The 15,670-nt window shown below is 55.8% G+C and carries 15 protein-coding genes; 4 read left to right on the plus strand and 11 right to left on the minus strand.

What is annotated here, in order from left to right; genetic code table 11:
• Window positions 1-82: 82 nt before the first annotated feature.
• The gene (locus WEB54_RS01755; protein ID WP_368052930.1) at window positions 83-253 is read right to left on the minus strand and encodes a hypothetical protein; all 171 of its coding nucleotides are present in this window, start codon (window positions 251-253) and stop codon (window positions 83-85) included.
• 202 nt (window positions 254-455) lie between these two features.
• On the opposite strand from WEB54_RS01755, the gene rep reads away from it, so the two are divergent.
• Window positions 456-2,474 (plus strand): DNA helicase Rep, encoded by a 2,019-nt coding sequence (rep, locus tag WEB54_RS01760; protein ID WP_368052931.1) that lies wholly within the window; start codon window positions 456-458, stop codon window positions 2,472-2,474.
• Between the two features lie 52 nt (window positions 2,475-2,526).
• On the plus strand, window positions 2,527-5,151 hold the full coding sequence (locus WEB54_RS01765) for a putative bifunctional diguanylate cyclase/phosphodiesterase (protein WP_368052932.1): 2,625 nt from the start codon (window positions 2,527-2,529) through the stop codon (window positions 5,149-5,151).
• Window positions 5,152-5,161: 10 nt separating this feature from the next.
• On the opposite strand, the gene WEB54_RS01770 is transcribed toward WEB54_RS01765, so the two are convergent.
• The 5 genes from WEB54_RS01770 to WEB54_RS01790 form a co-directional block, all read right to left on the minus strand.
• The gene (locus WEB54_RS01770) at window positions 5,162-5,788 is read right to left on the minus strand and encodes a LysE family translocator (RefSeq protein ID WP_368052933.1); all 627 of its coding nucleotides are present in this window, start codon (window positions 5,786-5,788) and stop codon (window positions 5,162-5,164) included.
• Window positions 5,785-6,954 (minus strand): sugar efflux transporter, encoded by a 1,170-nt coding sequence (locus tag WEB54_RS01775; RefSeq protein WP_368052934.1) that lies wholly within the window; start codon window positions 6,952-6,954, stop codon window positions 5,785-5,787. Before WEB54_RS01775 ends, WEB54_RS01770 begins: the two co-directional genes overlap by 4 nt.
• A 246-nt stretch (window positions 6,955-7,200) precedes the next feature.
• Window positions 7,201-8,196 (minus strand): potassium channel beta subunit family protein, encoded by a 996-nt coding sequence (locus WEB54_RS01780; RefSeq protein ID WP_368052935.1) that lies wholly within the window; start codon window positions 8,194-8,196, stop codon window positions 7,201-7,203.
• A 261-nt stretch (window positions 8,197-8,457) separates the two neighbouring features.
• Window positions 8,458-9,399 carry an aldo/keto reductase gene (locus WEB54_RS01785; protein WP_368052936.1) on the minus strand — a complete coding sequence of 314 codons (942 nt, stop codon included), beginning with the start codon at window positions 9,397-9,399 and terminating at the stop codon, window positions 8,458-8,460.
• The gene (locus WEB54_RS01790; protein ID WP_368052937.1) at window positions 9,399-10,394 is read right to left on the minus strand and encodes an aldo/keto reductase; all 996 of its coding nucleotides are present in this window, start codon (window positions 10,392-10,394) and stop codon (window positions 9,399-9,401) included. Before WEB54_RS01790 ends, WEB54_RS01785 begins: the two co-directional genes overlap by 1 nt.
• A 383-nt stretch (window positions 10,395-10,777) precedes the next feature.
• Between WEB54_RS01790 and WEB54_RS01795 the strand changes: the two genes are divergently transcribed.
• Together WEB54_RS01795 and WEB54_RS01800 are read left to right on the plus strand one after the other, a co-directional pair.
• Window positions 10,778-11,671, plus strand: a complete 894-nt coding sequence (locus WEB54_RS01795) for a LysR family transcriptional regulator (RefSeq protein ID WP_368052938.1) — start codon at window positions 10,778-10,780, stop codon at window positions 11,669-11,671.
• Between the two features lie 86 nt (window positions 11,672-11,757).
• A complete protein-coding gene (locus tag WEB54_RS01800) occupies window positions 11,758-12,369 on the plus strand; it encodes a hypothetical protein (RefSeq protein WP_368052939.1) in 612 nt (203 codons plus the stop codon).
• A gap of 67 nt (window positions 12,370-12,436) precedes the next feature.
• Here WEB54_RS01800 and WEB54_RS01805 read toward each other — a convergent pair whose 3' ends face one another.
• Genes WEB54_RS01805 through WEB54_RS01825 form a run of 5 tightly spaced genes read right to left on the minus strand, consistent with a single transcriptional unit; the run spans window position 12,437 to window position 15,527 of the window.
• A complete protein-coding gene (locus WEB54_RS01805; protein WP_368052940.1) occupies window positions 12,437-13,138 on the minus strand; it encodes an SEC-C metal-binding domain-containing protein in 702 nt (233 codons plus the stop codon).
• Window positions 13,131-13,427 (minus strand): DUF1244 domain-containing protein, encoded by a 297-nt coding sequence (locus tag WEB54_RS01810; RefSeq protein WP_368052941.1) that lies wholly within the window; start codon window positions 13,425-13,427, stop codon window positions 13,131-13,133. Before WEB54_RS01810 ends, WEB54_RS01805 begins: the two co-directional genes overlap by 8 nt.
• Window positions 13,428-13,438: 11 nt before the next feature.
• The gene (locus WEB54_RS01815; protein ID WP_368052942.1) at window positions 13,439-13,780 is read right to left on the minus strand and encodes a translation initiation factor Sui1; all 342 of its coding nucleotides are present in this window, start codon (window positions 13,778-13,780) and stop codon (window positions 13,439-13,441) included.
• A 60-nt stretch (window positions 13,781-13,840) separates the two neighbouring features.
• Window positions 13,841-14,497 (minus strand): DsbA family oxidoreductase, encoded by a 657-nt coding sequence (locus tag WEB54_RS01820; RefSeq protein ID WP_368052943.1) that lies wholly within the window; start codon window positions 14,495-14,497, stop codon window positions 13,841-13,843.
• A 40-nt stretch (window positions 14,498-14,537) separates the two neighbouring features.
• Window positions 14,538-15,527, minus strand: a complete 990-nt coding sequence (locus WEB54_RS01825) for an NAD(P)/FAD-dependent oxidoreductase (RefSeq protein WP_368052944.1) — start codon at window positions 15,525-15,527, stop codon at window positions 14,538-14,540.
• Window positions 15,528-15,670: the final 143 nt, after the last annotated feature.

Raw genomic sequence — 15,670 nt, forward strand, 5'->3', positions numbered from 1 at the left:
AACACCAATTGCTGACGTCAAAACACCAGAGGTCACTGCAAAAACCATAGTCAGGGTAAAGCCGAATGTCTATGTCTATCCGCTACAACCAGAGTTCCCCGATCAACTGGCCCAGTTGCACACCTGCCCACAGCCAAAACCCGACCGATGCCAGCCACAGCCCGCCAATAAGTACTTGGCGGCCGATGCCCGGTGACGGAGTGCTCGCAGCGTCACGGCGGTTCTGGTTCGTATCAGATTCAATCGGTTTCATCGGGCGGGCCAGAGGTGGCAGGTGACAGACGGCTTAAGCCTGACCTGTCCGGTTGGCCGTCGTCAATACCAGACCTGTCTGAATGTGCAATCGGTCCAAAGATCGCGGCATCCGTTGACCACTGTTCCCTGCTTGGGTCACCCCTGGCGGGCTGGTACACTGCGCCGGCTCGTCTTCGCCTCCCTACAGGACACCCAACCCCATGGCACAGCTCAACCCCAGACAAGAAGAGTCTGTCAAATACATCAGCGGCCCGATGCTGGTGCTGGCCGGGGCGGGCAGTGGCAAAACCTCCGTAATTACCCAGAAGATTGCCTACCTGATCAACGAATGTGGCTACAAAGCGCACACCATCGCCGCAGTAACCTTTACCAACAAGGCCGCACGGGAGATGAAGGAACGGGTAAGCAAGCTGATCAAGGGCAAAGCCGCGCGCGGGCTGATCGTGTCCACGTTTCACAACCTCGGTCTGAATATCCTGCGCAAGGAAGCCAGTCACATCAACCTGAAGAACGGCTTCACTCTGTTTGACGATCACGACTCCAAAGCCCTGATCAAAGACATACTGCTGCGCGAAGTGCCCCATGCCGTCGATGAAATCGATCATTTTCGCAACCTGATCAGCCGCTGGAAAAACGACCTCACCGAACCGGCCGATCTGCGTGGCAAGATGGAGGAAGCACGCGATGCGCTGGCGGTCGAGATTTACGAGCAATACAACCGCATGCTCAGCGCCTATAACGCCGTCGACTTTGACGATTTGATCCGCCTGCCAGCGCTGCTATTCATGAAAGAGCCCGAGGTACTGGCAAAATGGCAACGCAAGATTCGCTACCTGCTGGTCGATGAATACCAGGATACCAACTCCTCCCAGTATCTGCTGGTCAAACTGCTGGTGGGCGATCAGCCGCGGTTCACGGTGGTGGGCGATGACGACCAGTCGATTTACAGCTGGCGTGGTGCCCGGCCGGAAAATCTGGTGCAACTACAGACCGATTATCCACACCTGAAAATCGTAAAACTGGAGCAAAATTACCGTTCCACCGGCCTGATTCTAAAAGCCGCCAACACCGTCATCGACAACAACCCGCACGTGTTCAAGAAAACCCTGTGGAGCGAGATGGGTTTCGGCGACCCGATTCGCATAATCCGTACGCCAAACGACGAAGCAGAAGCAGAACGTATTTCCAATGAAATTCTGCACCAGCACCTGATCCGGCGTGGCGATTACCGCGACTTTGCGGTGCTTTATCGCGGCAATCACCAGGCGCGCATTCTGGAAATCAAGCTGCAGCAAAATCGTATTCCCTACAAGATCAACGGCGGCACCTCTTTCTTTGCCAAGGCCGAGATTAAAGACATCATGAGCTACCTGCGCCTGCTGGTTAACCCGGACGATGATGCCGCTTTTTTACGCATCATCAATACGCCACGCCGGGAGATTGGCCCAGCCACACTGGAAAAACTCACTGAATACGCCAGTCACCGCAAGGTCAGTTTGAGTGCCGCCTGCCAGGAACTGGGGCTGCAACAATTATTATCCGCAAAAGCTGGCGAACGCTTGCATCGTTTTTCCGACTGGCTCGGCCGCATCATTCACAAACTGCACACCGAGGCCGACCCGGTGATGGTCATTCGTGAAGTGGTGACCGACATCAATTACGAAGCCTGGCTGCGCCAGGACAGTGTCTCCGACCTGCAGGCCGAAAAGCGGCTGGCCAACGTTTACATTCTGATCGACAGTCTTAAATCGATGCTCGAACGGGGTGATGAAGACGAAGAATCGGATCTGCAAATTCAAGATGCCATCGGCAAGCTGGTGCTGCGCGACATTCTCGATCGCCAGGAACAGGAAGACGAAACCGATGCCGTGCAACTGATGACACTGCATGCCTCCAAGGGCCTCGAATTTCCGCACGTGTTTATTATGGGCCTGGAGGAAGAGCTGCTGCCGCACCGCAACAGCATCGAAAACGGCGACATCGAAGAAGAGCGTCGCCTGATGTACGTCGGCATTACCCGCGCCCAGCGCACCCTGGCACTGACGTTCGCGGCCCGGCGCAAGCAATTTGGCGAGATCATCGACTGCACGCCCAGCCGTTTTCTGGATGAACTGCCCGCCGACGACGTTAGCTGGGAAGGCCGGGACGCCAGCAGCACTGCTGACCGGGTGAATAGTAAAGAGACTTTTGCCAACCTCCGGGCCATGCTGAACAATTAGGAAAAATCGGTTACGCTCTATTATTCATAAGGCCAAAAAAGATAACAAATTCGTGCCGACGTCGAATAACCTCCCGATCACATCCGCGAAATTGCTTATCGATAAAGAGTATCGGCTGATATCCATGGGTGATGCACAGGGGTTGCTGACACCACCACCGGTCACCGGCCAGTGCCTATCTGACTACTGGCTCAATTTTGATGACTGGCTGGTCCGGTACCAGGCTGTTGATCCGGAACGGAATAATTTCCAGACCTGTATCCCCGGGGCAATGGCCAGCCTGACGCCGCTGAACGGCCAGTATCTGTTACACATCTGGAAACACGTCGATGTGCTGCAGAGCAGCCTGTCACTGCTGCAGCTTAATGCCCTGATCTTCGATGCCAGCCAAACCCTGGTTTATGCCAACAGCGCCGCCCAGCATTTTCTTGCCTCACTGGGTCTTCAGGATTGGGAAACCTTATTGCCCGAACGCTGGCACCGGGATTTCCCGAACTGGCTGCGCCAAAACACTTCCGTTAACCTGGAACGGGAATGTCAGGGCATGTGCCTGCGTTGGGAAATCACCAGCGACCCTAACCAGCAATTCGTGGTCCTGGTCTGCCACCCCATGGAGGAGCACGAAAACTACCGCCGCATTCTGGAATACTCGGTAGACGGTATTTATCAAACCGACGCCGAAGGTGCCGTTGTTTACGCCAATAACTCCCTGGCCCGGCTGTTTCGCTACGACTCACCCGAAGACATGAAAGAGCAGGTCAGGCGTGCGGCGCTTGACATCTACGCTCACCCGCAAGACCGGACACGCTTTCTCGACGTCCTGGCACGCAACAACGAAGTGTCCGGTTTCGAATGCCAGATGAAACGAAAGGATGGCGACCTAATATGGGTTCGGCAGAACGCACGGCGAGTGGTAAACGAGCAGGGCGAACTGGTTCACATCATCGGCACTATTGCCGATATTTCCGAGCTAAAACGGTCGGAAGAAGCTCGCAGAAACGCGGAAAGTGACTACGAAGACCTGTTCAACACTGCTCAGGCCGGGCTGTACCAATCGACCATCGGTGGCACCTTTATTCGGGTAAACCATTTACTTGCGCACACGCTGGGGTGTGCGTCGCGCGAAGAATGCCTTGCTTATTACGATGACATCACACAGAAACTCTACGACAGCCCGCGTCAGCGCCTACGCCTGCTGTCGATGCTGCAACGCGACCGAGTGGTAATGAATGAGCGCGCCCGAATAATCCGCCGTGACGGCAAGCCAATCTGGGCGCTGATGAACGCCCAGTATGTAACGGAACGTCACACCGGGCGCGAGGTTATTCAGGGGTCGATCATCGACATCACCGAACAGGTCGATGCCGAAAATGAAATTCGCTACCTGGCCGAACACGATACGCTGACCCAGTTGCCCAATCGCAGTCAGTTTCAGCAGCAATTGCAACAAGCCTACGAACACTGGCAATTGCACCAGCACCATGAGTTCACAGTAATTTTTCTTGACCTCGACCATTTCAAAGACATCAACGACACCCTGGGTCACCTGGTCGGTGATGCGCTGTTGATTGAACTGGCGCAACGGTTGCAACAGCCACTCAATGCGCCCTGCAAAACCTTTCGGCTTGGGGGTGATGAATTTGCCATCCTGGTCGACGGCGCGCTGCCGGAAACCGAACTGGATACTCTGTGTGTGCAGATAGGTGATCGCGTCAGCCGGGGATACCGCTATCAGGATGCAACGCTCAAAGTCACCGCCAGTATGGGCGTGGTGCAGTGTCATCAACTGGATGCGGACCGGCCGCACGCTGTGGTTGAAGATGTCATGAGCGCGGCCGATCTTGCTCTGTACCGCTGCAAGCGCACCGGTCGCGCTGGCTACCGCTTCTATGAGCACCTGATGCGCGTGGATCTGCAATCGGAAAAATCAATGGAGCACGAGCTGACACTGGCGCTAAAAGCCAACAAGCTACTACTGCATTTTCAACCGGTTTTCGATGCTAAGAGCAAACGCATCATCGGTGCCGAAGCGCTGATTCGCTGGCCAACCGACGAAGGGTTTATCAGCCCGGCCCAGTTTATTCCGCTTGCCGAACGGTCTGGCCTGATCGCCGATATTGATCTCTGGGTACTGCAGCAAATCCTGGATCATTGCGATCAGCTCAGCCGAAAGCACTCCGATCTGGTACTGAGTTTTAATCTGTCAGCGCACCACTTCAACAAACACACCTTTACCGACATCATTCAGCCGCTGTTGCCGCGCATTAAACGGGTTGGCCCACAACTGGCGCTGGAACTGACCGAGCGGGTTATGTTTGAGCGCACCGAAGGCGTTATCGCGTCGCTGCACTCGTTGCGACACCTGGGCGTGCATATTTCACTCGATGACTTTGGCACGGGGTTTTCATCCCTGAGCTATCTGACCCAGTTTCCGATCGATAAAATCAAGATTGACCAAAGCTTTATCAAAACCATGCACAGCAACACCACCGCCCGAGCGGTGGTGCAGGCCGCTGCACAAATTGGCAAGACATTAGGTTTGGTTGTTAACGCTGAAGGCGTTGAAACCGAGGAACAATTAGCGGTGGTGAGCCAGCTTGGCATCGATGAAGTGCAGGGCTTTCTGTTCGCCAGGCCGATGCCATTTGATGCGTTCTTGAAGTTGCTGGACGATTAGCGTGGTGACCTCAACCCAGTGCCAACCAAACCCCAACCACCAACATTAACGTACCGGCAATCCGATTGATCAGCCGCACGTTCTGACCACGCGATAAAACCACACTCAACGATTTTCCGCCGCCGGCATACATCATTAGAGCCACCCATTCGATCAGTAGCATAATGGCGACCAGTGCCGCTAACTGGGGTGCCAGGGGTTTGCTATCATCCAGAAACGGCGGCAACAAGACCATGGTAAAGGCCCAGCCTTTGGGGTTGGCAACAGCGGTAACAAAGCCCTGCAGGGCCAGCTGCACCCGACTGGCACCGGCATGGGCCGAGTCGCCGGTTTCCGGTATCGCAAGCTTGCCGCGCGATTGCCACATTTGCAGCCCAAGCCACATCAAATAGAGACCACCGGCCCATTTGAAGAGGGTAAACACCAGGGGGGCGCTGAGCATAATGGCGGCAACGCCAATGACGGCCAATACACTGACCAGGCCAACGCCGATCAGTTCGCCGATCATCATCCACAGGGTGCGTTTAATGCCGATGGTAATGCCGAGACTCATCGACAACGTCATGCACATGCCCGGTGTCAGCGACACCAGCGCGAAGGTGGGAATAAAAGCAGCCAGCAAGGCAGTGTTGATCATGATGCGGATGACTCCTCAGACAACCCAGGTTTTGAACTGATCCAGAAAACGAGGCCGGTGGCGATGGTTGCCAGCAGGCCGCAGCCGATAAAGACGCCATCGTAACCGCCCCACTGAGCGATCACGCCACCCAGACCGGCGCCGGCGAGGCTGCCGATCTTGATCGAGGTGGTGTACAGCGTGGAGGCCATACCGAGCCGGTCTTTCATCAGCGTCTGAAAGATACTGATGCCTATACCTGCCGCCAGGCCGACCAGGCCAGCATTAAATACCTGCATGGCGAGCAGCATGGTAAAGCTGTCGAACCACCAGACGCCAGTATAAAAAATCATTCCACTGACGGCGGCGACTTTGAGCGGTGCGAACAGGTGCCAGCGCCAGGCCCGGGCACCACCATAAATCATGATCGGAATTTCCAGCCCGGCGGCCAGACCCATCAGCAAACCGGGGGCAATGGTCATTAAATCCAGCACGTCCCGCACATACAACGGCATATAGACAATGTACATGGAGTTGGCGGCAAAGATGGCGATGGTCACCAGCATCAACCCCAGAACCCTGGGGTCGGTAACGGAGACTTTACCGGTCGACCCCGACAGCCGGGTATCTCTCATACCAGGCAGCATCAACAGCGTCAGGAAGAAGATCGCTGCGGTAATCATCATCAGGGTACGAAAGCCAAGCAGGTCGAACAGCAGATAGGCCAGCGGTGGGCCGGCTATCCAGCTCATTGAAATGGTGGCCCGTAGCACCGACTGAAACAGCGCCGCCTGTTGCTCGTTCACCTGCTCCCGCGCCAGTGCAAAGAGTTGTGGCTGGGCAGTCGACGACAAACCAAACCAGACCATCCCAACCACCACCAGCAGCGGATACCACTCAACCACACCCAACGCCACCGAGCCGAACATCGATACAATAACGGAAACGTAGAGAATCTTCATCCGGCTCATGCCAGCGTCGGAACGATGGGCCAGCCACTGACTGACGCCAATACCGGCCAGGGTATTGGCAACAAAAAACACCCCGATCCACAGCGGTTCAATACCCAAATTGATCGCCAGATGGGTACTCAACACCGGAAACACGGACGCACCGGCCGTCCCCAACAACAGACTCAACGCCAGCAGCCGCAATACCATCGGCTGTAACCAAAATGCTCTATTCAAAGTTCACACTCATTGTCATCGTGGTTGAATTTAATGTTGCCAAGAGGTCGTGGCAGGCACGAGGTATGACTATTAAGGGTCGCGGTGAACCCATCCATGGTGCGGACTACCCTCAATAGCCATACCTCGCACCCACCACTGAATCTGTGGAAAATTTTAATTAACAATCCAACTAACATACTTTGTACACGACAAGAAACGGGCCTGGCATCCACCAGACCCGCTTTTGTTTTTCTCTAAAAATCCTTACTGTCCGAAGCGCTCGGGGCCGGCCGGTTTGTTATCCAACACGGCATCAATACGCTCCATGACAGTCGCATCAAGTTTGTCCGTCACATCCATCGCTTTCAGGTTGTCTTCCAACTGACTCAACCGTGATGCACCGAGAATTACCGTGCTGACATTCGGGTTGTTCAAACACCAGGCCAGTGACAGATGCGTCAGGCTCAGGCCCAGCTCATCGGCAATCGGTTTCAGTTGACGCACTTTTTCCAGTCTCACTTTGCCGGCATCGCTGAGCAGGTTGTCTTTCAGCCACTCATAGCCGGGCAGGTTCATGCGGCTGTCGTCGGGAATGCCATCGAGGTATTTACCGGTCAGAATGCCCGAAGCCAGTGGCGACCAGATCGTAGTACCAAGACCGTATTGCTCGTAGATCGGCCGGTACTCACCTTCAACTTTGTCGCGGTTGAACATGTTGTACTGCGGTTGTTCCATCGTCGGTGGCGTCAGGTGTTCCTGGCGGGCAATAGCGTGGGCTTCGGTGATCTGCTGTGCATTCCATTCCGAGGTGCCCCAATAGACAATTTTACCCTGCATCACCAATTGATGCATGGCACGTACGGTTTCTTCGATGGGGGTATCGACATCGGGACGATGACAGAAGAACAAGTCGAGGTAGTCGACTTTCAGACGACGCAGCGCGGCATCGCACGCATCCCGCACGTGCTTGGCCGACAAGCCCAACTGAGTCGGCTTATCGCCACCCCAGAACACCTTGGAAGACACCGCAAAGGTATCACGCGGCAAGCCCAGTGCATTAATGGCATCGCCCATGATTTTTTCCGACTCACCGGCTTCATAACCTTCGGCGTTGTCGAAGAAGTTCACGCCACTGTCGTAGGCGGTTTTCAGCAGGGTTTTGGCATCGTTCAAATCAACCTGTTTGCCAAAGGTCACCCAGGACCCTAAAGACAGGGCCGATACTTTTAGGCCGGAACGGCCAAGACGACGATATTCCATGATGACTCCTATACGACTCAAGGTCGTTTAAAAAGTGATTGATTGCGCTTTTAGCTAAAAAATGTGACATCCAAACAAGACGTTCGACCCAAAACTCAGGGCTGTGCGGGAGTTTCATGGAACAGCGGGCAGGACGCCCGCGCCCCTGTCAGCGACACAGGGATGTGTCTCTGACAGGGGTGGAATGAAGCTCACCCTCAGCCCGAGCGATTGGCAAAAAAGCAAACGCTGAACGTCGGGCCAGTGGCACCCTACGAAACCTTACCAGGGAAGCAAATGGGTGCCCTTGTCAGTGAAACCATCCCAGAACGTTTCCAGTCGCGCCCGGTCGGCAGCCGACAGTCGCTGGCCAGTGGCCCCGAAGTTGGCGCCCAGTTGGGCCTGGGAACGAATGCCCGGAATCACACTGGAGACTTCATCGTAACTGAGCAAATAGGCCAGTGACTGCTGCGCCAGGTTGCGTTCTGCAGTGGGCAACCAAACCAGTTGCTCAACCAGCGACGCCCGCTGCTCAACATCCGCCTGGCTCCAGCGCTTGCGCACACCATCGAAAACGGTTTGGGCATTGTATTTGCCACCGAGCCAGCCGCTGTCCAGCGGTACCTTGGTGATGACGCCAACGTCGTTGGCGCGAACCTGATCGAAGGCGAGCCGAACATCCTGATGCAATGCATTAAACAGCAGCTCTAGCACCTGGGCATCTGTCGTCTCCAGGGTTTCGCGCACTTCAAAGGCGTAGTCGGTGCTGGCACCGTAAAAGCGGACCTTGCCCTCGGTCTGTGCTTTTTTCATCGCTTCCCAGATCGGGTGCTCACCGTTCAACACTTCCAAAGGCGGGCTGTGCACCAGCACGACGTCCAGATAGTCGGTCTTCAATCGCTCCAGCGAACCGTGCAGACTTTCCTGAAACGCCTCGGCACTGTAGTCGGTACCGCCTTCGGGTTTGTGACCGAATTTACTGACCAGCACCACGCTCTGGCGCACACCGCGCAGCGTTTCGCCCAACAAACGTTCGCTGTTGGTTTTAGCGTAATTCGGCGCGGTGTCGAACAGGTTACAGCCTTTATCCAGCGCCTCGGCAACGAGCTGGTGCGCGGTGGTATCATCCATACCGCCCCATTGATCGTTGTTGCCCAACTGCCAGGCGCCAAAACCAATGTCGGATACCTTCAGTTCGGTTTTGCCCAGTCGCCGATAGTGCATCAGATCTCTCCCCGAATATGCTGACGCACCCGGTCGTGATAAAAATGAGACAGATGGGTGTGCAATTCGTTGTCGAGTGATGGCAGGGTAGAAACCGCTGCATTATCGGCAATCTGTTCGGGTCGGCTTGCACCGGTGATTACACTGCTGACGCCTTGTTGATCCAGCAACCAGCGTAACGACATCTGCGCCAGTGTCATGCCTTCCGGCACCAGGCTTTTCAGTTCATCTGCCAATGCCACCCCTGTTTTGTAGGGCAGACCAGCGAAAGTCTCGCCGACAAAGAAGGCATCGCCATCCTGATTGAAATTGCGATGATCTTCCTTGGCAAACTCATGATCAGCCGTCATCTTCCCGGACAACAGTCCGCTCGCCAGGCCGAGACGGACAATCACGCCAACCTCTTTCTGATGCGCCAGCGGCAGAATGGATTCGGCCATGTCCTGGCGCAACAAGTTCACGATCAATTGCAGTGAGGCGACGTCCGTATTTTCCAGGCAATAGCGGGCATCGTCACAGGTTTCAACACTGGCCCCAAACTGGCGGATCAGACCCGCCTGTTTGAACTCAGCAAGCCATTCAAACACCTCACCGCGCTTGATCTCACTGATCGGAATGCAATGCAGTTGCACCATATCGAGCTGCTCGACCTGCAGACGTTCACGCGATGCCTCGACAGCCGCTTTCAGCCGCTCCCGGCTATAGCCATCCGGATACAGTTCCGGTGTGCGGCCCGCCTTGGTGACAATGATGCGTTTGGTCTCGGGATGGGCTTTGTTGAACTCGCCAATAATGCGTTCACTCTCACCACCGCCATACACATCGGCGGTATCCCAAAAGGTAACGCCGTTGTCGCTGGCCGCCTGCAAGACAGACTCAGCCTGACCGGCAGGCAAAGCGCCCCAGTCGCCACCCAGTTGCCAGCAACCCAGGCCGATTTCAGATACGGAATACCCGGTTTTACCGAGTGGTCTGTGTTGAACAATCTGGCTCATAGTCTGCTCCTGGTCATTACGTGGAAATGGTTTGCTTAGGTGCCAGCTATGTCAAAAACGGAGTTTAGGTACCCTTTGGTGGCTGAGATACGTGCCAGCTACCGGGTAGGCCTGTTCGGGGTCGGCGTAAACCCGTCCATGGGGCCTAGGCTTCGGGATATGAATCCCATCCCTGGGATTCACCCTTCGGGCTCGCTGTGCTCTTGCTAAAACGCTCCAGGCGTTTTAGTCCATGCCTCAGACTTCCCCGAACAGGCCTACCCGGCCGCCGTCACTTGGTCCAACGCTAGCTATGCACTAAAAAATATTCGAACCAGTATAGTTGCTATCATTCCAGTTATAATCCTGCAAAAATTAACCTTATTCGTTAATGAGACTAACCAATGGATCGTTTTTCCGAAATTGAAGCCTTTCTTGCTGTCTGTGATGCCGGGAGTTTTACCCGGGCGGCGGAGAAGCTGTCGATATCGCGCGGGCGCATCAGTCAGCGTGTTGCCGAGCTGGAAACCCGGCTGGGGATTACCTTGCTGCATCGCACGACCCGGAGTGTTTCACTCACCCCCGAAGGTGAGCACTTTCGGCTGCGTACCCAGTCGAGTCTGAACCAGATTGATGCGGCCGAGCACAGCCTGAAGATGATGGCCGACCGACTGTCGGGTCCGGTACGCATCAACTCGGTGGGTGGCATTCTGGGCGAGCACTATCTGGCGCGCATGCTGACCGAAGTGGCCGCACAGCATCCGCAATTGCAGTTTCAGATCGATTTCAGCAGCGCCCGCGTCGACCCCAACCAGGACCCGGTCGATCTGGTGTTACGCGGCGGTGATGACCCTGGGAGCGGTGTCGCCGCCGAACAGGTCGGACGTCTGCGCTTGATGCTCTGTGCCAGCCCCCGTTATCTGAACCAGCACGGGTTTCCGCGTCACCCCGGCGAGCTGGGTGACTTCAACTGCATCACCGGCACGCCTAAATCCTGGCAGTTTCGGCGAGGAAATGACCATCACCTACATTACCCCCAGGGCAGCTGGCATGCGCCCAGCAGCCAGGCTCAATTACTGGCGGCCGAACAGGGTCTGGGCATTGCCCGGTTATCAAATCTGGTGTTAAGGGAACCCTTGCAGCAGGGTCGTCTGGTGCAGGTTATGCCAGATTGGGAGATTGAGAATACCTCACTCTGGCTGGTCTGGGCGCAGCGCAGTGAATTGCCTAAGCGAGTCGCCGTGGTCCGCGACCATCTGATTCGTCGGTTTCACAGTTTCGATCTTGGCGCTATATGATGACCAGGTTCTCATCTGCCAACGCCGCCGGTGGCTGCCTCCCAGAGCTATGATACACTGATCAGGATAAACATGAGGAGTTACCCATGCACCTGCCGCTTCGTTTCAGCTTGCCACTGGCTGCCCTGGTTATTCACCCAATGGCGTGGGCCGACCCCGGCGCACTGGACCGATTCGATTGTCACAATGACGCCATTACCGGCGAATACCATTGTCATGGCGAAGACGCACTGGCCGATCTCGGCGGCTTTGCCATCGGTACGGGCGCTCGATCCTCGGTCTGGGTTTTTACTGATGACAGCACTTACGAGGCATTCGTTGGACCCTCGATCGATATTGAAGCCGGACTGGGTGCTTTCGCTTTCCAAGGCAGCTATCACTATAAACAGCTAGTAACAGACAGCGCAGACATCTATTTGGTCGGATGGGACATTGGGGCCAAAATCGGTCGGGGGGTGGCTCGATATGGTTCTAAGTACTACGGTAGCCTCGGTTATTTTACGGAATCCGCACAGCAAGAGGGAACGGAAAACGTAAGTATAAGTGGCTTCTATTTTGGGGCTGGTGGGGGCTACAACTGGGACGAGTTTGGTCTCGATGTACAAGCAGACTGGCACCTGAGTGATGGGTACTCAGACTTTGCAGGTAGCGATGTGCAAACCCTATCCATTCGCACGGTCCTAAGTTATCGCTTCTGACCCGTCCGCCGCCCCCTCTCTAACTCTCTCCACAGGGTGGAGAAAGGTCGGTTACGTTCGGTGGTGGCTATTGCAAACAACAATGCTTGTATTTCTTACCACTGCCACAGGGGCAGGGGTCATTGCGACCGACCGACGCGCGGGGCTCTGCTGCCGACTGAGCAACGGCTCCGACCGAAATAGACAGTCGCGAAAACAGATCTGCCGCCTTGGGAAACTGACCGAGAATCTGGTCAGCCAATTGCTCGGGGCGAAGCGGTGACGTGCGTTGGGCAATAAACTCCCGTGCTTTATCCGGTGCGGCAAAAAAGCTAAGCGCGAAATACAGGCTATCGAGCTCTGAACGCAATTCCGCCGGTACCAACGTCAACCACAACGGCCGGGCATGAACGAAGCCAGCTTCAAAGCCGAGACTCCAGTCGTTCATCCGGTGACCGGGCTTGATCTGATTAACCGCATCCATACCGGCGGTATCCGGTATCGGGTAATCCTGTTTCTCACAAGCCTGTTCAATGTGGCGCTGCAACGAGAGCACCGCATTCAGGGCCTTCGAGGCCGGTTCGATATGCCCGAAAAGCGGCAACACATCGCCGAGCCAATCGCTGGCAGAAACCGGCACCGGTGCCTGGCTGATGGCAAAGAAAAACCCGTTTAGTCCGTCCAGACTCGGCGGAACCGGCCCCTCGGCGTTTTCCGCAGGCAGATTGGCCACTACCCAGTCGCGGGCATCCTGATAACTCAGGCTTTTGATATCGAGTGATTCAGTCATGCTTCGCCTGCTTTGAAAAAGCGCTCTGTTGAGCATCGCTGGCTTCGGTCTGGTATTTGGTTTTCCATTGCTCGTAGGGCATGCCATAGACGATCTCGCGAGCGCTGTCTTTATCGATATCGACGCCCTGCTCCTGCGCCGCTTCCTGATACCAGCGCGACAGGCAATTGCGACAAAAACCCGCCAGATTCATCATATCGATGTTTTGCACATCGGTGCGTTCCTGTAAATGCTGCACTAAACGGCGAAACGCCGCTGCTTCAAGTTCAGTCTTGGTTGGGTCTTGCATGGGGAATGCTCCTAGCCACCGGCTCGTTTAACGGTGTAGCCCTGCTGGCTTAACTCGGTCACCAGCAGATCGCGCTGGTCACCCTGTATCTCGATCACACCGTCTTTGACGGTCCCGCCCGTGCCACACTTGGCTTTCAGTTTTTTGGCCAGGGCTTTCAGGTCTTTTTCCGCCAGCGAAATGCCGCGAATCAGGGTTACGCCTTTGCCTTTGCGTCCCTTGGTCTCGCGGCTGATGCGAACAATGCCATCGCCCTCGGGAATTGCATCCTGGGCGTTGCACTGGCACTGATTCCGGGGTTGCTGGCAGTCCGGGCAGGTGCGCCCCGATTCGGTGCTGTATACCAGAGCCATGATAGCCTCTTCAACGGGTTCAAAATCTCTGCCCAGTTTACCATAGCCACCGCCTGAAACTCAGGCGGTGCTGACGTTCTCACTGGCAATTTGGCGCAGCGCCTGAACAAATACCTCGGCGGGCTGACCGCCGGTGATGGCGTACTTGCCGTTCACGATAAAGGTCGGCACTGAGCTGACGCCCATCTGTTGATAATGCCCTTCTTCGGAACGCACCGCCTGCTCAAACCGATCGGACGCGAGCACCGCCGCTGCGCTGTCACGGTCGAGTCCTGCTTTATCCACTGCATCCAACAGAACCCCGGTATCGTTGACATCGGTTTGATCAGTAAAATAGGCTTCAAACAACGCCAGTTTTAGCGCCGTTTGCTGCTCGGTGTCCTTCGCCCAGTGCAGCAGGCGATGGCAGTTGAAGGTGTTCTGGGTTCGCATATCATCGGTGAAGTTAAAGGTAAAACCCACCTGGTTACCGGCTTCAGTGATGCGCTTGCGGTTTTCCTCGCTCTGCTCATAACTCATGCCGTATTTGGCCATAATGTGCTCACGCCAGTTTTCACCTTCCGCTGGCGCATCCGGCCGCAGTTCAAAGGCGTGCCAGGCGAGGTCTGCTTCGATTTCTCCTTCCAGCGACGCCAGTGCCTGCTGCAAATTTTTAAAGCCAACTACGCACCAGGGGCAGGCCACATCGGAGACCACATCAATACTAAGCTTATTCATAACATCCTCTTTGATTCGGTACACATTGTTACTGCGCTGTTTAGTCTGCCCAGTGTTCGATCAGCGTTTTGGCCAACCGGTGACCACTGCGCCAAGCACCTTCGAGACGATCGCCCTGAGTCCAGTCACCCGCCAGACCAATCGCCAGGTTGGCATCATAAGCTTCGCCCAGCAGGTTGGCAGACCCTGAACGGGCGTATAGCCAGCGATGCTTGAAGCGGTCGGTAACAGACGGCAGTTCCGACTGACCCAGTCGACGTAACGCCGCCAGACACTGCTGTTCCAGCAGACTATCCGAGGCATTCAGATGATTGGCCGACCACTGAGCGGTAAAATGCGCCACCCAGGTTTCAGGTTCTGCCGAACGCCCCGGTTTGCTGCTATCACGGGCCAGCCAGTTAACCACCCCGGCTTTAACAAAGGCCGCGTCTGCTTCAATTCCGGTTGGCTCACTGAAGGTGATCGCCACAGCCCAGCATGGGAGCATGGCGGTCGTGCCACGCAAGGGTACTTCCAGTTGCGAGCCTGGGGGCAACAATGCCAGCGCCTGGGCCAGCGGCGCTGTCAATAGCACGGCATCAAACTGGCCGTATTGCTCGCCCTGGTCATCCCACAGGCGCCACTGTCTACCCACCCGTTCAAGCCGATCAACCCGTGTCTGGAGAAACAGATCCAGTCCCTCACTCATGCCTTGCACCATGGCGTTCATTGAGGGCACACCGACGTATCGGGTCTGTTCATCGGGTGACGGCTGCACCCCATCGCGATCCAGCACCACCGGCGTTACCGCCCAGGGGGCAACCCAGCCCCGGGCAAGCCATTGGTCTACTTCCTGCTGGAACTCAGGGCTGCGCACGGTAAAATACTGCGCCCCGTGGTCCGCTTGCCAGCCATCACGGCGTCGCGTCGCCAGGCGGCCGCCGCGGCCGCGGCTCTTCTCGAATACCTGACATCGATGTCCGGCTTGCTCGAGCTCACGCGCCAACGTCATGCCCGATAACCCGGCACCCACGACTGCAAACACTGCCATGATGACACTCCTGACTTAATCTCTGTTTTTACAGGGGACGGTCGTATAAATGATAACAACAGTCCGGCTAGGTTCGTCGAATCTGCTACGGTTATGCTACCGGCACCCTGATCCCTGTGCTTATGACACCTACTATGGGGCCA

Source organism: Saccharospirillum sp. (assembly GCF_040881935.1).
Taxonomy (GTDB): Bacteria; Pseudomonadota; Gammaproteobacteria; order Pseudomonadales; family Natronospirillaceae; genus Saccharospirillum.